Here is a 19,841-nt window from a genome sequence, read left to right on the forward strand (position 1 = left end):
TCCGCTCCCTGTTAACAAAAACCGTTCCCCGCGTAAAAAGACTACCAGTCTTCCCTGTCAAAGAAAAAACCAAGGCTTACGCCCCAATACCTGTTTTTATAATTATTATCCACCGATTGATCGATATCCATCATGCCGTATCCATATTGTGCACTCAGTGAAAGGCAGCAATTCAACTCCAAACCCGCAATGAAGTTAACCCCGGCATCCCAGCGCTGCAGGTTCATGTTAGTGCCGAAAATATTGGGAGACCCCTTAAAATCGATCCGTTGGGATCCCGATTGCACCAGTTTATTTTCGGTGTAAGCCGCTACACTGTAATCGCCGCGGATACAATAAGCGGCATAGGGACCTGCACCTACCAGCAGCTTACCAAAGCTTACCGGCACCTTATATACCAGGTGAACCGGCAGTTCCAGGTATTGCAGTTTCAGCTTTGTTGCCCCGGATGTAAACAGGTTAACCGGATGGGATACCGCATAATCCAGTCCCGCACCTTTTTTTATGTAACTGATGCCTGGCTGCAGATAGCCATTTTTAAACAGCGGTACGTTCGTATAGAAGCTTGCCTGCCAGCTATCCGTTTTTTGGGTTCCCGGCGCATATCCACTCCCGGAAGACTCCAGCCCGGTATTGATATAGCCGCCACGAATACCCAAACTTACCTGTGCATGTGAGGTAGCTGTAACAAAAAATACTGTTACAAAAAGAAGAGTAAAAATTTTCATCAGTGGTTCGGTAATAAAAGGATTAAGAATATCACAGTGACATCATTTTGGGGGAAAAGTCTTAATGCTCAGTCGGTTATTGTAGGCGAAATTAAACAAACGTTTTCATAAAAATAAAAAACCACCCGAAATTCCCGGGTGGTTAATAAAAAGTTCATCGGAAGCAGGTTTTACCTGCCACCAAACTTATATCCAACGGACACGCCAAAAGACGTGTTCTTAAAGCTACGGTCGTTATCGGTATTATCTGCCGTATTAACCAGACCAAGGTCGGTATTCAGACCGAAATACAGTCCCACAGGCAGTTCATAACCTACATTAATACCTAAACCGGCATCGAATCTTTTCTGTTTCAGCACGGTGGCTTCATCATCATATACATCCAGATCGCCAAACCCGGTATCCTTGATCTTTCCGCCCAAACCATAAGCGAAATAAGGTCCTGCAGATAATACCAGCCTGCCGGTACCTACTTCTGGTTTAAACATAAAGTGAACAGGCAACTCCAGGTAGGACAAAGTAGTTTTCACATCTGTATCCTTGTCCTTGCCTCCTTTACCGGAATAAAGTAATCCTGTTCCGATATAAAATTCATCTGCCAGCGGAACATCTACCGTAACCCCGGCCCTTATGCCGGTAAGAATAGAGCTGGTTTCTTTTCCACTGTTTAGAACAGCATTTTTTGCAGTCATGCTGGAAAACTGCGGTCCTGCAACGATACCCCATTTAGCCTGGCCAAAAGAAAGACCAGCTACCAGTAATGCGGCTGCAGATAATAATACCTTTTTCATGTGTGATGTAATTTGAATGATTTTAAAAAAAGCGATACCCACAGGTCAGGTATCGCTTCCCTAATTTTTTTGATTGCCAACTAATGAATGAACCTGTTTTTTTTTGCTTGCTTGCAGTTATTACAATTTAGTTCCGTATTTGTTTATTAACCAGCTATTTTCCGCCGAACAAATAACCTACAGAAACACTGAATACCCGGTTCTTGCTCTTGTCATCGGTACTGTTGTCCTCTCCGGAGTTCACTTTGGCAAAACCAATACCATACTGGGCAGAGATCAGGAAGTTGCTGAGTTCCGCACCAATCTGTACGTTACCACCCCAGTCGAAACGTTTCATTTTATTATATGCTGTATTCGGGTCGTTATTAAAAGGGGTATCATCATCCCACTTAATACTTTCTGAACCACTGGCATGCACACCGGCAATAGTGGTTTCATACTTTTGCTTACCGGCAACACCAAATGCAAAATAAGGACCTACACCTGCAAAGAGGCTGGAACTCTCACCTATTGGCAACTTAGCCACGAAGTTCAGCGGAATTTCGATGTAAGATGGGTTGATGGTGTACTTTGCGTAAGGATTGGTAGTGGAGTTATTCTTATCTCCTGTTTCAAGCTTGGTACCCTTGGTGGTATAAAATACACCGGGCTGAAATGACAAAATCTTTGGAACTAACGGTAAATCTGCAATGGCTCCCACATTAAAACCGGATAATGAACGACTATCTTTTGTATTTCCGGAGTTATCATAAGTAATGTTGGAGAGATTCCAGCCAGCCTTAATCCCAACTCTCGCCTGAGACATCGCTGCTACTGAAATCGTTAACGCTGCGAGTGATAATAACATCTTCTTCATAATCTTTGGTTTTATGGTCTGCAACCACAGAGCCAAAGACTATGCCAAAGGAATGTTAAAAGTTATGAACTATTTGGTTTTCAATGCGTATAGAGGCATATATTCTACGTTCCACACTCCTGTTTCTACAGTTTTGTGGCAGTATCTTTCGGGGCAACCCTGTCCAGGAACTCCTGCAATTGCTCCACACCCAGTCTTTTTGCCACAATTTTCTTCTTTTCATCCAGTAAGTATACCATTGGTGTGCTGTACACATCATAAAGCCTGCGGTAATTCGTTTCCCCCTGCGGATCTGAGCCATGTATCCAGCCATTAAGATGATGCTCATGGATAAACTGTAGCCATTCCTCACGGGTACCTTCCGTTTTAACACCGATCATGGCCACTCCTTTGCTCTTCCAGCTTGCATTCCAGGCAGAATCCAAACGGGGAATCTCTGTTTTGCAATGTCCGCAGGTGGGATCCCAGAAAACAAGGACCGTAAACTTCGCGGGGGTCTTATACAGGGAAAGCGGCCTGGCAGCAGTATCTTTATATTGCAACGGAGCGGCCTGGCGGCCAATCAGGTTTGGCGCCATTGTGTATGCCCTGTCCACAATTTTATTGAGTTGCTCATCCGTCAGCCAGAACGCTTCCCCAGGAACGTAATATTTTTCCACAAGGTGTACAAAAACCGCGTCCATACCCATGTAAGGCGAGCTCTCGTAATTATAAGTAAGCCACCACAACACAAACTTAAAAACCTCTTTGCTTTTGCGGGTACGGGCAATCATGGCATCACAGTCTACAATAATAGAATCCGGATGTACCGGTACCAGCTGGGTGAAATATTTTTTCAGCTTTCCTTCCAAAATAGGCGTTCTAACCAGGCGGTCGCTTTCCAGGTCCACCTCATCCCAGTAATGATTTTTAAAATAATGATAGGCAAATAAAGAATCCGCTCCGGCTGGTGCTGGCGGAACCACCGGTTCCTTCATCGCCAGGAAAATGGTGCTGAGGATATTGCCGGGATGTTGGGCAATAAAGCTGGTCCTGAATTCCTGGATCTTCTTTCCCAGTTCCTGCTGCAATGGCTGCACCTTGGCAGAATCTGCGGTCGTGCGGGCAGTTTGCAGCTGTTGCTGGATATTGCGGCTCAGCGTTTCCTGCTGGAAAAGAAATTTATTGTAGGCCAGGAACCCCTCGTTATCTGGGCTGCCCTTGTATACTGTTTTATTAACAAGATCGCTGGTGTCGATGGCTACGCTGAAAACCTGCTGCTTATCTATCAGGGTTTCTACATACTGCTGTTTACCGGGCAGTACCAGCAGATAAATGCCTGGCAGCAGTTTTTCCTTGCCTTTCAGCACAACTTCTCCCGCAGGGCTTACTGCTGCAGAGTCGGCCAGGTAGGTAGATCTGCCCATATAATGGGCCAGGAAAAACTTCCCGCCGGTAAAGTTTTTCAGCTTCACAGTAATCTGGTAACCCTGCGCCTGCAGGCTATATTGCGCTAAAAGGGCTGCTATCAGCAGTAGAAATAGTTTACGCATAATATTTGAAAGCAATATGTAAATGTAAGCGGAAAAAAGTAAAAAAGGAAAGCGGTGTGCTGAGTGGTAATTCGTATGAATTACGATGCAGGATTCAGCATTTCAATTACCTTTGCAGCCGTGAGGAAAAAAAACGTTGTTTTAGAAAATGTACCGGTTACTGCTTATGCGGCAGAAGGTAAAGCCCTGGCCCGTCATGATGGGAAAGTGATATTTATTGAAGGCGGAGTAGTGCCCGGCGATGTGGTGGATGTTCGTCTTGGTAAAAACAAAAAAGACTGGGCAGAAGGGAAAGTAGTTCACTTTCACAGCTATTCTGATAAAAGAGTTACTCCTTTTTGCCAGCATTTTGGCACCTGCGGAGGATGTAAATGGCAAATGCTGCCTTATTCCCTCCAACTGGAGTACAAACAACAACAGGTGGCAGACCACCTGCAACGCATTGGGAAGTTGGCCCTGCCGCCAATGGACCCTATCCTGGGCAGCGCCCATACCGAACATTACCGCAATAAGCTGGAGTTTACCTTCAGCAACAAAGCATACCTTACCAACGAGGAAATCAGGGCCAACGACGGCGAAATACCTGTAAGGCCCGCATTGGGCTTTCATGTACCTAAGCTCTTCGATAAAGTACTGAATATAGATACCTGCTATCTGATGCAGGAGCCGGTAAACCTGATCCGCAACACCGTCCGTGAATATGCGGTTTCCCACGACCTTACGTTTTATGACATCCGTGCCCAACAGGGATGGCTGCGTAACCTGGTGATCCGCCTTTGCACTACCGGTGAAATCATGGTGAACCTGGTGATCCACCATGAAGACAAGCCCAACAGGATTGCCCTGCTGGACCATTTGCTGAAAACAGTACCGGCCATTACCACCCTGCTTTATACTATTAATCCGAAAGGAAACGATACCATCTTCGACCTGGAACCCAAAGTCTATTTTGGTAAAGGATATGCAGAAGAGAAACTGGAAGATTTTGTTTTCAAGATAGGTCCTAAATCTTTTTTCCAGACCAACACTTACCAGGGAGAGGTGTTATACAAGGTAACAAGGGATTTTGCAGGCTTAACCGGATCCGAGATCGTATATGACCTATATTGCGGTACCGGAAGCATTGGCATCTTTGTATCGCGTAATGCCCGCAAAGTAGTGGGTATTGAGCTGATAAAGGAAGCCATAGACGACGCAAAGGAAAACGCCGCCCGTAATAATGTGAATAATGCCACCTTTTTTGCAGGCGATGTAGTGGATATTTGCAATAACGAGTTTTTTGCACAACATGGCCAGCCGGATGTGATCATTACCGATCCCCCACGGGCAGGCATGCACGAAAAACTGGTCAATAAACTGCTGGAGATCGGTGCTCCTAAAATTGTATATGTTAGCTGCAACCCCGCTACACAAGCCAGGGATCTGGCGTTGCTGGATTCCCTCTATACAGTGGAAAAGGTACAACCGGTAGATATGTTCCCGCACACCCATCACATCGAAAATGTGGTGTTGTTGAAAAAAAGAGATAATAACTAGCAACAATGAACGAGTACAGGCCCGGAAAATTTCAGTACCTGCCGATGGTGATCAAAAATCTGATGATCATTAATGGTTTGGTTTGGTTAGTGCAGATTACGCTGCTGAGCAAATTCGATTATGATCTGAGTCGTTTGTTTGCCCTTCACTACTGGGGCTCCGAACTATTCAAACCACACCAGTTCATTACCCATCTGTTCCTGCATGATCCGAAGAACATTACGCATGTGCTCTTCAACATGTTTACGCTGTGGATGTTTGGCGCCACCCTGGAAAACCTGTGGGGACCCAAGCGTTTCCTGGTTTTCTATCTGATATGCGGACTGGGCGCTGCACTGTGCCACATGGGCGTACTCACTTATGAGAACCTGAGCCTGAACAGGTATGCAGCGCAGTTCCTGAATGATCCCAGTTTCTCGAATTTTGTGTTGCTGGATAATAAGTTCGACATCGGCAACCTCGCCAACTTCGATATGGCCAGCCTGAAAAATGCATTGGCCGCCCGCGACCCTGCAGCTATAGAAATGGCCAGCCTGTATGTCAAAAATTATGTAAGCTATTACCGCAATGGCGCTACACTGGGCGCGTCCGGAGCGGTATACGGTATCCTGTTCGCATTCGGATACCTGTTCCCCAACCGGTACCTCTATTTCTTTGCAATGATCCCCATCAGGGCTAAGTTTGTGGTTGGCTTCATGATCCTGGGTGAACTGTACTCCGGTATCCAGAACTCGGCAGGAGATAATGTGGCTCACTTTGCCCACCTCGGTGGCGCACTCTTTGCCTACCTGCTGCTAAGGAACTGGAGTAAAAAGAGAACAGATTTTTATTAAGACAACTGTATTATTGACGTATTTTTGTATTGAAAAATATTTGTACCATGCATGCGTTGGAAAAAGAGAAATTGCCCCGCCTCTCTTTAGGAGAAGGAAGAAATATGGTGACACACCTGATGGTCGTTAATCTTACGATTTTCGTTTTCCTGTTTTTTACGCTTGTAATATACCAGATGGAACAAGTGGGCGAGCCCCGGTTTCACCAGGATATTATGACCTGGCTGAGGCTTCCGGCAGATCCGTCCAAATTACTGACCCGTCCCTGGACGCTGGTCACTTCCCTATTTACACACATCAGCTTCTGGCAGATCTTTTCCAATATGGTGTGGCTGTGGTGCTTTGGCACCTTCATGCAGCACCTGGCAGGCCACCAGCGGATTTTACCATTATATCTCTTCGGAGGTCTCTGCGGTAACCTCTTTTACGTGGCTGGTATGCAGCTGATCCCGTCCTTTCATGCACTCGCAGGCAATGAATACACCCTGGGCGCCGCCGGAAGTATCATGGCGATTGCCGTAGGCGTTACCGCTATTGCTCCGCGTTACCGCATATTCCCTTTACTGGCAGGAGGTATTTCCCTCTGGATCATTACCCTTGTTTTCGTTGTGCTTTCTGTTGGCGCACTAATGGCGTCTTCCAGCTATGGATACACCTATATCCCGGTACTCGCCGGCGGCGGACTCGCAGGCTGGTTATATATGTACCAGTGGAAAAAAGGCAGGGACTTGGGTGCTGGATTTAACAAACTGGCCTTTAAACTTACCCACGTATTTCACCCGGCATCACAACGCATTAACCCGGACGATTTTAAAAGGAAGAATTCTCCCACAGATGCTGATCAGCAACCGTACCGGCGCATTGGCAAAGTACCAGAACAGAAACTGAACGAAATCCTCGATAAGATCAATGAAAACGGATTATCGTCGCTTTCAGCAGAAGAACGGGATACTTTATTACGGGCAAGCAAAACTGAATAAAAGTATGACGGATTAAAAATACCTCGAAATTGCTTGTTCCCCTATGCTGAAAATCATTGTACGCCGTACCTTGCTCTGGAGTAACATTTGTGGTGTAGCTGCGCTGCTCCTCAGCGTTTTCCTTCCCGGTGTCAACCCGGGCCAATGGTGGCCCGCGGGCTTCTCCGGATTCTTTTTTCCGTTTCTCTTCCTGCTTTGCCTTTTATATACCGCCGTATGGGCCTGGCGTAAAAACCGGAAATACGGGTGGATGAATATAATCGCCATAATCTGTGCCATGCCCGCAGCATTAACTACCTGGGGCGTTCATATCTTCCGGGAAAATATTATCAGCAAACAAACCAACAGCGGGCAATTCACACTGATGACCTATAATACCAGCAGTATGGGTTTAGAGAGATATGTAACGAATAAAGACAAAGAAGCGGCGATCTATAACACCATTGCCTCCGGCAGCCCGGACATTCTTTGCATGCAGGAATTTTACACCAATGACAAACCGGGTAATGAACAGCATCTGCAACGCATTACATCCACCGGGAACTATCCATATCATTATTTCACCCGCGACAAAACCCACTGGGAAAGCTGGCATTACGGCATTGTATTATTTTCCCGGTATCCCATTATTACTGCTTCGGCCATCCCCTCAGTAGAAAGCAGCACTGGCAGTGGCAGCACCTTTCTCCAGGCAGATATTGCCATAAACGGAGATACCATCCGGGTATTCAATGTTCACCTCATTTCGTATATGTTTAAGGGTGAGGACTATGAAAACATGAAAGCCCCGAAAGGTACTGGCCTGGTTTATAAAATGCGGCGCACTTTCCCAACAAGATCCTCACAGGCGCTCCAGCTGGCAGCACTGATTGCCGCAAGTCCCTATCCTGCTATTGTTTGCGGCGATTTCAACGACACCCCCGTTTCGTTCACCTATAAAACCATCAGCCGCAATTTGCAGGACGCCTTCCTCAAAACCGGCGCCGGCTGGGGACGCACACTCTCCTACCTGTCGCCTTCACTGCGGATCGACTACATCCTGGCACAGCCTGCGGTAAACATCCACGGAAGTAAGGTTTTCCATAACCGGCCATCAGAGCATTTCCCGGTTATGGCCTGTCTTTCATTGAAAAAAAACTAACTTTAGTACTTCAACAAAGTATGACGCGGTGCGCTTTTTAAGACTATTTACGAAAGGATTTTTTCTGATCATCAATTTCGCCGTGGTATTACTTTTCCTGGCAGCCTGTATGGCGCCGTATATATCCCCGGCCTGGTTCTGGCCCATCAGTTTTATTACGCTGGCCTTCCCGTTCCTGTTGGGGCTATTGGTGATATTCCTGATCGGGTGGCTGTTTTTTAATTATCGTTATACGTTATTGTCACTGATCGCCCTGTTGCTCGGCTGGAAATCTATCAGCGCCTTTGTGGCCTTTAAAATGCCCGCCGGGAATAAGGTAGCCACCAATGGCAATACCCTTACCGTAATGAGCTATAATGTAAGCCAGTTTGGCCTGTACCGCGAAAGGGACAGTAAATACAACCGGCAGGCCATGTTTGCCATGATCAAAAAACAAGAGCTGGATGTTGCCTGCTTCCAGGATTTTTATACCTCCGAAAAGAAAAACGACTTTAATAACCGCGAGGATATTTCCCGGGAAATGGAACTGCCATACCGCTACTTTTCCAGTGATTTTAACCGCGATGGCATGCAACACTGGGGATCTATCATCTATTCCCGCTTTCCTATTATAGCATCGGATAAAATGAAAATGAGCGATGGCCCGAGAAGTGAAAGCCTTATCTATGCCGATATTGTAAAAGATAAGGATACCCTGCGGATCATTAATATGCACCTGGAATCTTATCGCTTCAACGAAAAAGATTATTCTGCTATCAGGAAAATCAAAAACCAGGAAGACACGGGACTAAAGGCCACCAAAAGCATTATCCAGAAAATGCGGGAAGCGTATATCCGCCGCAGTCAACAAGCCGATATTGTAGGTAACTTTATCCGGCAAAGCCCATACCCTGTAATCGTTTGCGGCGACTTTAACGACACCCCGGCGTCGTATACCTACTTTACCATTAAAGGCGATCTCCAGGACGCTTTTCTGCAAAAAGGTTTCGGAATTGGCCGTACTTTTACAGGGCTGGCGCCTACCTTACGTATTGACTATGTGTTTGTCAGTAACCATTTTAAGGTAAACAGCTTCCGGAAAATAAACTCTGACCTGTCTGACCATTATCCTGTAATTGCCAATCTTAGCCTGATAGGTAGCGGAAAAACAGCAGTAGAAGTAAATAAATAACTGTAATCGATTATGAAAATGTATAATATTTTTAGGGCTGACCGATGTTGTTGCCTGCTTGTACCAGGAAAACAATTTTTATCTTTGCCATCCATCAACAAAAAATAAGATGTCAGCTATATGGCATCTGTCATTTACAGCATATGTCAGAACTAAGGATATATAATTCATTACACCGTCAGAAAGAAGTATTTACACCTTTACACCCCGGGCACGTTGGTATGTACGTGTGCGGTCCTACCGTATCCGGCGAATCACATCTCGGCCATGCCCGCCCCTATATTACGTTTGATGTAGTATTCCGCTATTTACAATACCTGGGATATAAAGTACGCTATGTACGTAATATTACCGACGCCGGCCACTTCGAAGAAGAAGGCCGCGCAGCGGAAGATAAAATTTCCAAATTTGCCATACTGGAAAAGCTGGAGCCAATGGAACTGGTACAGAAATACACCAACCTGTACCACTGGGCCATGCTGCAGTTTGGCAACCTCGAACCCAGCATTGAACCCACCGCCACCGGGCATATCATTGAACAGATTGAAATGATCAAAACGATCATGGAAAAAGGCTATGCGTATGAAGTAGACGGCAGCGTGTACTTCGATGTTAAAAAATACGCCGCCAACTACGACTATGGCATCCTCAGCGGCCGCGTACTGGAAGACATGCTGGAAACCACCAGGGAACTGGAAGGCCAGGATGATAAACATAACAAAGCAGATTTTGCGCTCTGGAAAAAAGCGCCGCCGGAACATCTTATGCGCTGGCCAAGCCCCTGGGGCGAAGGCTTCCCTGGATGGCACATTGAGTGCTCTGCCATGAGCGCCAAATACCTGGGCGCCCAGTTCGACATTCACGGCGGCGGTATGGACCTCCAGTTTCCGCACCACGAATGCGAAATTGCGCAAAGTGAAATTGCACACGGCAATATGATGGCCCGTTACTGGATGCACAATAACATGATCACCATCAACGGCCGTAAAATGGGTAAGGCTTATGGCAACACCATAAAGCTCACCGAAATGTTCACCGGTGAAAGCCCCCAGCTGGAAAAGCCATACAGCCCCATGACCATCCGCTTTTTTGTGCTGCAAACACATTACCGCGGTACCCTGGATTTCTCTAACGAGGCCCTGCAGGCCGCCGAAAAAGGACTTCAGCGTTTATGGGCTGCTTATGAAACCCTGCAGAAACTGACGTATACCCCTGCCAACGGCCAGGCCATTAATGAAGAACTGGATAAACAGGTACGTCAGTGGTGCCAGGAATGCCCGGATTTCATGAACGATGATTTCAATACCGCCAAAGTGCTCGCCAACCTGTTTGAGCTCACACCAGTGATCAACTCCCTGAAAGGCGGGCAAATAAAAATGCATGAAATCAGCGAAGATACTTTCCGGTTGCTGCAGCAAACCTGGAAAACTTATCTCGTGGATATCCTCGGTATACAACAGGAAGCCATCACCGGGGAAGATAATAAACTGGACGGCGTATTAAAAATGCTGATTGAAATGCGGAAGGAAGCTAAAAGCCGTAAGGATTACGCTACCTCCGATAAAATCCGTAACGAATTATTGTCTGTAGGCATTCAGCTGAAAGATGAAAAAGACGGCACCGTATCTTACAGTCTTCAATAAAATAAACATTCCGGAAGATAATGCGTAAAGCTCTTATTACACTGACAGCGCTGGCCTTAACGGCCGGCGCCTGCCAGCAGAATAGTCAGACAACCGATAACACCACCGACAGTACCGGCGAAAGCAAGGTAGCTAAAGTGGATGTACCGGTACCCGTTTTCCAGGCAGATTCTGCATATGCGTACACCGCACAGCAGGTAAGTTTCGGCCCCAGGATACCCAATACGCCCGCGCAGGAGAAATGTGCCAGCTGGCTGATCAGCAGCCTACGCAATTGGGCGGATTCTGTGTACGTACAGCGCACTACCGTTACCGGTCCCAAAAACGAAAAACTGCCCTGCATCAATATCATCGCCAGCTTCAACCCCGCCGCCAGGCAGCGTGTTTTACTGCTGGCTCACTGGGATACCCGTCCCTGGGCAGACGAAGACGCCTTTGATAAAACAAAGAAGCTGGACGGTGCCGATGATGGCGCCAGTGGCGTTGCCGTACTAATGGAAGCAGCCCGGCAATTCCGCAAACAAAAACCGGAAGCCGGCGTGGATATCCTGCTGGTAGACGTGGAAGATTACGGCGCTAAAAATGACGAAAACTCATTTTGCTTAGGTACCCAGTACTGGGCTAAAAACCCGCATATTCCCGGCTATAAGGCGAACTACGGTATCCTGCTGGACATGGTAGGCGGCCGTGGCACCCAGTTCTATATGGAAGGCTCCTCCAAACAATATGCAGGCGCCCAGATGAAAATGTTCTGGGATGTAGCCAATAAACTCGGCTATTCTGATATATTCCGCTATGAAAATAATGGCGCATTTATCACGGACGACCATATCGCGGTAAATACCATCGCTAACATCCCAACATTCGATATCATTGCGTTACAGTCGAACAACGACTTTGCTCCTCACTGGCATACACAAAACGACAATATGGATGTGATTGACAAGAAAACGCTGCAGGCAGTCGGACAAACACTGTTGCAAGTAATCTATACACAGCCGTTTAGTTATTAATAACCGGAGGGTCCGGGGTGAAGAGTGATGTGACGTATTAACGCTAAAATTAGTTTTATGCCCAGGTCCAAAAGCACCCCGGAAGCCGTTCCGGTACATTATGTAGCCCATCTCAGCAAAGATAAAAAGCTGCAGAAAATTATCAATGGCCCTCTAACGGAGCTGGCTATACGAAAAAACATCTGCCTGAAACTGATTGGCTCCATTATGAGCCAGCAGCTGTCCACCAAAGTAGCAGACGTCATCTATTCCCGGTTCCTCGACCTCTACGGCCGCCGGGAGCCAACAGCACAGCAGATACTGGATACCCCGCCATTAACCCTTCGTGGTATCGGTTTATCGAATGCCAAGGTAACCTACGTCCAAAATGTGGCAGCGTTTATCATCGCCGAAAAACTGACCGACAGCAAGCTTAAAAAGATGGGGAACGACGAAGTGATTGCCTATCTCACACAAATCAAAGGCGTTGGCCGTTGGACAGTAGAAATGCTCCTGATGTTTTACCTGGGCCGCGAAGATGTATTTGCCATGGACGACTGGGGATTACAGCAAGCGATGATTAAAATCTACAAGCTGAACCGGGAAGACAAAAAAGCATTCCGGGAGAAGCTGGTCAAAATCTCTGAAAAATGGTCGCCTTACCGCACACATGCCTGTCGCTACCTTTGGGCATGGAAAGATAATACACCCGATAAATAACTAGACATATACAGTGCGTAGCACGGTTGTAAATTTGTGTTATGAATGTGCAGGGAAGTTTTTTTAATGATGAGGATGCCGGGAAGATTGCATTACTGAATGGAGAGCTGGCTTACCATCCGCAGTTTTTTAACCTGGCGGAAAGCAACCATTTTATGCAGGTATTGCAGGAAACCATCACCTGGAAACAGGAATCCATGAAAATGTACGGCAAAGAGGTGTTATTCCCACGTTTAATGGCCTGGTATGGCGACACTGCCAGCTCCTACAAGTTCTCCGGGAACACCTTCTCCCCCCAAGCATGGACAGCAGAATTACAACAGATACGCGATCGCATAACGCCAGTGAGTGGCCAACAGTTCAACAGCGTATTGCTCAACCTCTACCGCAACGGCAACGACTCTATGGGCTGGCATGCAGATGATGAACCGGAATTGGGCCATCACCCGGTAATTGCCTCGGTGAACTTTGGCGCAGCCCGCCGCTTTCAGCTGCGCTATAAAAGTGATCACCAACGGAAGTATGAATTATTATTGCAACACGGTTCCCTGCTCATCATGAAAGGACCATTACAGCAATACTGGGAACACCAGGTCCCGAAAACCACTAAAGTATCAAACGGAAGAATTAACCTCACCTTCCGGTTTATCCACCCCTAAAAGATGGCATGTACTATGAAAAACCTTGTATTATTAATCGGAAATGACATCAACAACATCTCACGCGGCCAAAGCTGGAAAGACCTGCTGCAGGACATCATCACCTTCTGCCACGCCGGCGATTGCGTGGAACTGGATGATAAAAAACCTTTTCCGCTCCTGTATGAAGAAATCTTTCTAACCGCCAGTAAAAATCACCGTATCAGAGAAAAAGATCTCAAGTCTTTCATCGCCATCAAAGCAGCGGAAATAAAGGCCAACCCGCTGCACAGCGCTATCCGCGAACTGAAGCCGGCACATATCCTGACCACCAACTATGAATTCACGCTGGAAGGGCAAATACCATTAGAAAACACCAGCGTCATCAAGGAAAAGTTTTACAGTATTTTCAGGAGATATGAAGTAGATAATATCCATTACTGGCATATTCACGGCGATTGCCTCAACCCCATGAGCATAAATCTGGGGTTTGAACACTATGGCGGCCAGTTACAACTGATGCGCAATTACGTGGTAAGCGGCACCGTGTACTCTTCCAAAGAAGTACCCAAGCCCTCCCTGCTCCGGCGCATTCACTCCCGGGAAGTATATTTTCACTCCTGGATAGATCTTTTTTTCACAGAAGATATACACATCTTCGGACTGTCGCTCGACTTTGTGGAAACTGATCTCTGGTGGCTGCTCACCTACAGGGCACGGCAAAAGTTTCATCATAAAAATGTGCCGGTTCCCAATCACATCTTCTACTATATCCCGGAAGAATATGTGGCAACCTCTAAATTCAAACTGGACCTGCTCACCGCAAATGATGTGACCATTGTAAGCCTGCCCGGTAAAGATAAACTGGGATATTACGAATCTATCATCAAACAAATCGGGAAGACCCGTCAAACGGTCCACCATAGCAGCACCAGGTAATACCAGGGCCTGAAAGTGAGACTGGCAGCGTTTTTGCAAAATACAGTACAATCCTTCAAAAGAGACAACCTCATGACTCCTTTTGTTGTTAACTATTAAAATCTATATTTTATGTTATTGGAATTAGCAATCACTCTTGCCACCACCTTTATGGCCCCGGTACAAAGCAAACAATCACCCCCCAAAACGCAGGTCATCTATGTAAAAGAATCAAAGGAACCCTGTACCGGCGTGGCTCCCATGGAATGTTTGCAGATAAAAGGAGTAAATGATACAGACTGGTCAAACTTATATACCAATATCAGCGGCTTTAAATATACCCCTGGCTACCGTTATAAGCTTAGGGTAAAAATTACCCGGGTAAAGAACCCACCGGCAGATGGCTCTTCCCTGAAATATACCCTCGCCAAAGTGCTGGAAAAAAAGAAGATCGGCAATACCGGTTCAACGCCTATCACCGGAAAGAAATGGGTATTGGTAAAAATGGATCATGAAGCCATTTCCGATGGCGCCATCTGGATGGAATTCGACGGCAGTCAGAAACGCATGCACGGTAAAAGTGGCTGCAACAGTATGATGGGTGCATATACCACCTCCGGCAGCGATCTTACCTTTTCCAAAACAGCCGGCACCCTGATGGCCTGCCCCGACAGGGATGTAATGCGCCGCGAAACCTCCTTCATGAAACAAATAGGCGATCAAACATTTCAATACGCCGTAGCCGGTCAAACGCTGAACCTCCTCCAAAATGGCAATATCGTATTGCAATTCCGCCTGGAAAATAAAGACGGCAATGCTTCCGGCAACAACAACTGGGCAGCTATCGGCAATAAAAAATGGACCCTGAAAATGATCAATGAAGGAGTAATCAGCAACTCCGGTGTGTGGCTGCAGTTTGATGAAGATAAAAAACGCTTCAGCGGCAAAGGAGGCTGTAACAATATTTCCGGTGGGTATACCGCCGTTAAAAATAAAATCACCTTCACACAAGCCGTGAGCACCCGCATGATGTGCGGCGATGCAGATGTAATGCGCCGGGAATCAGAATTCCTGAAACAACTCGGCGGACATACCTTTACCTACACCGTAAACGGTGAAACTGTTGACCTCTATGAAAGTGGCAAATTAGTGATGCAGTTCACACTGGAAGGTAATGACAACGATCAGCAAGGCAACGCCTCAAGCAACACCCAGTGGGCTTTCATTGGCGCAAAAAAATGGAGCGTGATCAAACTGAACGATGCCACACTGACCAACTCAGGTATCTGGCTGGAATTTGATACCAATCAAAAACGCTTCCACGGCAAAGGCGGATGTAACAGCATTTCCGGCGGATACAGCGCCGGCGGCAACGAAATAAAGTTCACACAAGCCATCAGTACCCGCATGGCCTGCACCGATGCTGAAGTAATGCGCCGCGAAGCTGAATTCCTGAAACTTATCAGCGGTAACACCTTCCGATATGATGTGGCCGAACAGACTTTAAACCTGTATAAAGACGGGAAAATTGTAGTGATGTTTGGCATGCAGGATAAAACACTGTAAATCATTTACAGGTAAAAAATATTAAAAAAGCAGCAAGGGTTCTTGCTGCTTTTTTATGTCTAATCCCTCCGGTTAAAAATAATGCTTGTCTCACCACTGCATATAGCCTGTTGGGCTTTCCCCTGCAAACGCCCTGAACTCGCGGGTAAGATGTGCATGATCATAAAAGCCGTGGTCCAGCGCCAGCGATAATAAGTGGGGATTAGACAATGTTTTCAACTGCTGTTTTAAACTCAGAAACCTGACAATGCGTGTGAACATTTTCGGAGATACGCCGGCTGTTTGCAAAAAGTGCCGTTCAAAATTACGCGGGCTCATGAACGCCTGTGCGGCCAAAGTATTTATTGCTATATCACCTTTCGTTTGCCTGATCAGTGTAATACTATGTTGTATTTTTTCAGAGATGATGTTTCGGCCTGGCAACCGCTGTAAGAGAAACGCTTCCAGGCACTTTATTTTTTCTGCTATCCCGGAGGACTTCAGCAGCAGAGGCTCCAGCGCAACATGCCATCCGGAGGAAATGTCCCGCAGGGGAACATGATCATCTGTAATCAATTGCAAAGGCAACCCGGTAAAACCACTCAGGCCGCCCGGTTTGAAACGGATTCCTAACAAATAGGTATTGGCATGAAGAGTCGTATCGCAGAAGGTAGTCATAGTACCTGTTACAAAAGCGTTACCTGGCATTATTTTCAGCGCCCCACCACCTGCTGCAATAACATCTTCGCTAATATTAAAAATAATATCCGCACAGGTATCCGGTAATATTCGTTGTAGCATAAAATGCGGACCGCCGCCTGCCCAGTAGGCATCTACAAACGTGGCTAATAGTGGATGTGGCCGGAACTCTTTATACATAGCCTGCAAATTAAAACATTATTACGAATGAGGGTTTTATACACAGCTCCGCCAATGGAAGAAAATCTTCGCATTACTATCTGCGTATAAAACCACCATCCGTAATTTTAATTCATCACGCTTACTTCGCTGCTACCAGCTTGGGATGATATGCAAACAACATCGCGTTGGATACATTATCTCCTACTGCAACAACCACAGGCACTGTAGAAGCGGCCTGCGCTGGTACCTGTACCAGGAGGGTGTTACCATCTGCACGCAGAATCTGCGCAGGTACGTTACCAAAGTTCACTTTGTTTCCGTGTTTATCTTCACTAAAACCGTGTCCTTTGATGAGGAGGAAATTTCCTGCACGTCCTTCTACAGTTACTACTTCAGCGGTATTTTCTGTTGAATTCGGGGAACAAGCCATCATGGCCGTAATTGACAGCATAAGGGCTGTCACAAACAATTTAAAATGTGTCATCTTATTTTTCTTCTTTTTGGGGGGTCACAACCCTGTTACAAATAATTCACCGGGGTTAACACTATTGCAATTGCAACTCTTATCGGCAACAGTATATATTCGGTATTCAAACGGACGCAAAGGTACAATCATTCCTTCAATAAAAAAACAATTCATCAAAAAAATGCGTAGAATTACGGATACGGGTATATGATTTTGTGACTAATGCAGAAAGTCCCGTACCGGTAATTCCGGTACGGGACTTTCTGATCAAACGCTTACCAGCCGGTTATTTCGCCAGCTTCAGCTCATTGATAATATTTTTTGCACCACCCAGTTTGTCGATGCACCACAATACATAACGTACATCCACACAGATAGTACGATTGTATTCAGAATCAAACTGAATTTTATGGCTCAGCGCTTCGTAGTTGCCATCGAAAGCCAGACCAATCAGTTCACCATTGGCGTTGATAACAGGAGAACCGGAGTTGCCGCCGGTGATATCGTTAGTAGTAATAAAACCCACTACAATATCATTGCGTTTAGCATCTTTATACTGACCGAAATCTTTTTTGTTATACAGGTCTACGTAATTTTCAGGCAGGTCAAACTCGTAATCACCAGGCACATACTTTTCTATCACACCTTTCATAGTAGTTACGTAGTCGTAGTGTACTGCATCCCGCGGAGCGTATGATTTTACCTGGCCATAAGATAAGCGCATGGTAAAGTTGGCATCAGGATACCTGTTGGCGTTAGGATTCATCTGCATCACCCCTTTCAGATAGGCACGGCCCAGATCATTATTTTTAGTATTGAACTGGTTGTATATCGGTAGATACTTACCTACATAATTTTTGAGGAATGTGCTGGCATAGGCGAATACCGGGTCATTCTGCAGGGTTACCGCATCGGGGTTCGCTACGAATGCGTTCCATTTGGCATCATCAAAAATAAAGGTGTTGGCCATTAACGAAGCCGCCCAGGTATTGTAAGTTTTGTCTTCATCAAGCGGACCGTATTTTGCTTTCAGCGCATCATAAAAACCAATGGGCTGTTGATCTTTGGCGATGTCTGTATAGAACATACGACAGGTAGCAGCCAGGATTTTCTGGTCGCTTGGTTTGTTTTCGCTTTCCAGGAATCCTTTGCGCGCTTTATCTGCTGCCTCTACAGCCTGTTTAACCGCATCTTTGGGAGCGCCTGGTGTTACCAGTGCTTTTTCCACGCCCGTTAAAGACGCTGCAAAAGCAGCTACCGGCGAGCCCAGGATACCTTCATTCAGGTAAGTGCGTTGTTTGGCGTAAGGAGTCCAGGCTTTGTAGGCTGCCTCGTAATCGGAAAGTATATTGGCAAATTCAGGTTTGCCTTGTGCCCATGTGGCAAAAGCAGCTTCCTGTTTTTGTTTATCGGCCAATACACCATGTTTCTGCAGTTGCTTGGTTTCGCCGTCAAAAAATTTCCAGTAGTTGGCGATGCCGGCGTAGGAAGAAGCCAGCTGCAATTTTACTGCAGGATCTTTCTTCATCTGCTCAAACATGGCCTTCAGCCTTACATCGCGGAGATTTACCACGGAAGGATTTTCGATAGTTGTTTTCAGTTGTATACCATAAGAAGTTTCGTAACGGTTAGTACCACCCGGGTAACCGAAGATCATGGCATAATCATTTTCCTTTACACCCTTGATAGATACGGGGAGGAAATGCTTAGGCTTTAGAGGCACATTATCAGCTGCATAAGAAGCAGGCTTACCATCTTTGCCGGTATATACACGGAATACGGAGAAGTCGCCGGTGTGACGGGGCCATTCCCAGTTGTCGGTATCGCCGCCAAATTTACCCACGCTTTCGGGAGGGGTACCTACCAGGCGGATATCTTTATAGCGTTCGTATACAAACATCAGGTATTGATTGCCTTTGAACATAGGCACCACCTTCGCTTCATAACCGGTATTGGCAATGGTTTTAGAGATAATTTCACCGTATACCTGTTGTTCTTTCTGGGCTCTTGCGGCGCCATCAAGTCCTTTCAGGGCTTCTTCCACCTGCTTGCTCACATCTTCCACTCTTACCAGGAATTGTACAGACAACTGGGCAGAAGCAATTTCTTCCTGTTTATTTTTTGCGTAGAAACCGTTCTTCAGGTAGTTGTGTTCTACAGAACTGGCTGCAGCAATAGCGCCGTAGCCGCAGTGGTGGTTCGTAAAAATGAGACCTTCATTACTTACAATTTCACCGGTACAACCACCACCAAAAATAACGATGGCGTCTTTCAGGGATGCTTTATTAATACTGTACAACTGTTCTTTCGTCAGCTTCAGGCCTTTCTTCACCATGTCGTTGTACGTTTGCTGCCCCAGTAAATAAGGCAACCACATGCCCTCATCTGCTTTAGCCCATTTGATACTTACGCTAAGCAATAAGAGCAAAACCAGTAATTTTTTTCTCATATTAAGTCAGGTTTTGTTTTTTAAGGACCTCAAACCTAGCT

18 protein-coding genes are annotated in these 19,841 nt (G+C 46.3%); 11 read left to right on the forward strand and 7 right to left on the reverse strand.

Going from position 1 to position 19,841, the window contains the following annotated elements; translation table 11 throughout:
- Positions 1-41: 41 nt before the first annotated feature.
- The 4 genes from ACLHR0_RS06905 to ACLHR0_RS06920 all read right to left on the reverse strand — a co-directional run bounded on the left by ACLHR0_RS06905 (position 42) and on the right by ACLHR0_RS06920 (position 3,907).
- Entirely contained in the window at positions 42-728 is a 687-nt protein-coding gene (locus ACLHR0_RS06905; RefSeq protein WP_436485523.1) for an outer membrane beta-barrel protein, read from the reverse strand.
- A 170-nt stretch (positions 729-898) separates the two neighbouring features.
- On the reverse strand, positions 899-1,519 hold the full coding sequence (locus ACLHR0_RS06910; RefSeq protein ID WP_436485525.1) for a porin family protein: 621 nt from the start codon (positions 1,517-1,519) through the stop codon (positions 899-901).
- Positions 1,520-1,673: 154 nt separating this feature from the next.
- The gene (locus tag ACLHR0_RS06915) at positions 1,674-2,375 is read right to left on the reverse strand and encodes a porin family protein (protein WP_429042911.1); all 702 of its coding nucleotides are present in this window, start codon (positions 2,373-2,375) and stop codon (positions 1,674-1,676) included.
- Between the two features lie 125 nt (positions 2,376-2,500).
- Positions 2,501-3,907, reverse strand: coding sequence for a redoxin domain-containing protein (locus tag ACLHR0_RS06920; RefSeq protein ID WP_429062343.1), 1,407 nt, complete (start codon positions 3,905-3,907; stop codon positions 2,501-2,503).
- Between the two features lie 75 nt (positions 3,908-3,982).
- On the opposite strand from ACLHR0_RS06920, the gene rlmD reads away from it, so the two are divergent.
- From rlmD to ACLHR0_RS06975, 11 genes are all read left to right on the forward strand, one after another.
- Positions 3,983-5,443 (forward strand): 23S rRNA (uracil(1939)-C(5))-methyltransferase RlmD, encoded by a 1,461-nt coding sequence (gene rlmD / locus ACLHR0_RS06925; protein WP_429042915.1) that lies wholly within the window; start codon positions 3,983-3,985, stop codon positions 5,441-5,443.
- A gap of 5 nt (positions 5,444-5,448) precedes the next feature.
- Positions 5,449-6,276, forward strand: a complete 828-nt coding sequence (locus tag ACLHR0_RS06930; protein ID WP_370908767.1) for a rhomboid family intramembrane serine protease — start codon at positions 5,449-5,451, stop codon at positions 6,274-6,276.
- A 47-nt stretch (positions 6,277-6,323) separates the two neighbouring features.
- A complete protein-coding gene (locus ACLHR0_RS06935; protein ID WP_429042917.1) occupies positions 6,324-7,256 on the forward strand; it encodes a rhomboid family intramembrane serine protease in 933 nt (310 codons plus the stop codon).
- Between the two features lie 43 nt (positions 7,257-7,299).
- On the forward strand, positions 7,300-8,397 hold the full coding sequence (locus ACLHR0_RS06940; protein ID WP_436485529.1) for an endonuclease/exonuclease/phosphatase family protein: 1,098 nt from the start codon (positions 7,300-7,302) through the stop codon (positions 8,395-8,397).
- A 28-nt stretch (positions 8,398-8,425) separates the two neighbouring features.
- A complete protein-coding gene (locus tag ACLHR0_RS06945; protein WP_370908770.1) occupies positions 8,426-9,568 on the forward strand; it encodes an endonuclease/exonuclease/phosphatase family protein in 1,143 nt (380 codons plus the stop codon).
- A 143-nt stretch (positions 9,569-9,711) separates the two neighbouring features.
- The gene (gene cysS, locus ACLHR0_RS06950; RefSeq protein WP_436485531.1) at positions 9,712-11,211 is read left to right on the forward strand and encodes a cysteine--tRNA ligase; all 1,500 of its coding nucleotides are present in this window, start codon (positions 9,712-9,714) and stop codon (positions 11,209-11,211) included.
- Between the two features lie 20 nt (positions 11,212-11,231).
- On the forward strand, positions 11,232-12,224 hold the full coding sequence (locus ACLHR0_RS06955; protein ID WP_429062339.1) for a M28 family peptidase: 993 nt from the start codon (positions 11,232-11,234) through the stop codon (positions 12,222-12,224).
- Positions 12,225-12,281: 57 nt separating this feature from the next.
- The gene (locus ACLHR0_RS06960) at positions 12,282-12,923 is read left to right on the forward strand and encodes a DNA-3-methyladenine glycosylase family protein (RefSeq protein ID WP_436485533.1); all 642 of its coding nucleotides are present in this window, start codon (positions 12,282-12,284) and stop codon (positions 12,921-12,923) included.
- A 41-nt stretch (positions 12,924-12,964) separates the two neighbouring features.
- The gene (locus ACLHR0_RS06965) at positions 12,965-13,582 is read left to right on the forward strand and encodes an alpha-ketoglutarate-dependent dioxygenase AlkB family protein (RefSeq protein WP_436485535.1); all 618 of its coding nucleotides are present in this window, start codon (positions 12,965-12,967) and stop codon (positions 13,580-13,582) included.
- Positions 13,583-13,597: 15 nt separating this feature from the next.
- Positions 13,598-14,500 (forward strand): hypothetical protein, encoded by a 903-nt coding sequence (locus tag ACLHR0_RS06970; protein WP_436485537.1) that lies wholly within the window; start codon positions 13,598-13,600, stop codon positions 14,498-14,500.
- A 111-nt stretch (positions 14,501-14,611) separates the two neighbouring features.
- Entirely contained in the window at positions 14,612-16,045 is a 1,434-nt protein-coding gene (locus ACLHR0_RS06975) for an META domain-containing protein (RefSeq protein WP_436485539.1), read from the forward strand.
- A gap of 90 nt (positions 16,046-16,135) precedes the next feature.
- Here the strand turns inward: ACLHR0_RS06975 and ACLHR0_RS06980 are convergent, their stop codons facing one another.
- The 3 genes from ACLHR0_RS06980 to ACLHR0_RS06990 form a co-directional block, all read right to left on the reverse strand.
- On the reverse strand, positions 16,136-16,903 hold the full coding sequence (locus ACLHR0_RS06980; RefSeq protein ID WP_436485541.1) for an AraC family transcriptional regulator: 768 nt from the start codon (positions 16,901-16,903) through the stop codon (positions 16,136-16,138).
- 121 nt (positions 16,904-17,024) lie between these two features.
- A complete protein-coding gene (locus tag ACLHR0_RS06985) occupies positions 17,025-17,369 on the reverse strand; it encodes an IPT/TIG domain-containing protein (RefSeq protein ID WP_436485543.1) in 345 nt (114 codons plus the stop codon).
- Positions 17,370-17,637: 268 nt separating this feature from the next.
- Positions 17,638-19,800, reverse strand: coding sequence for a S46 family peptidase (locus ACLHR0_RS06990; protein ID WP_436485545.1), 2,163 nt, complete (start codon positions 19,798-19,800; stop codon positions 17,638-17,640).
- Positions 19,801-19,841: the final 41 nt, after the last annotated feature.

It is taken from the genome of Chitinophaga sp. ARDCPP14, from assembly GCF_051362515.1.
Taxonomy (GTDB): Bacteria; Bacteroidota; Bacteroidia; order Chitinophagales; family Chitinophagaceae; genus Chitinophaga.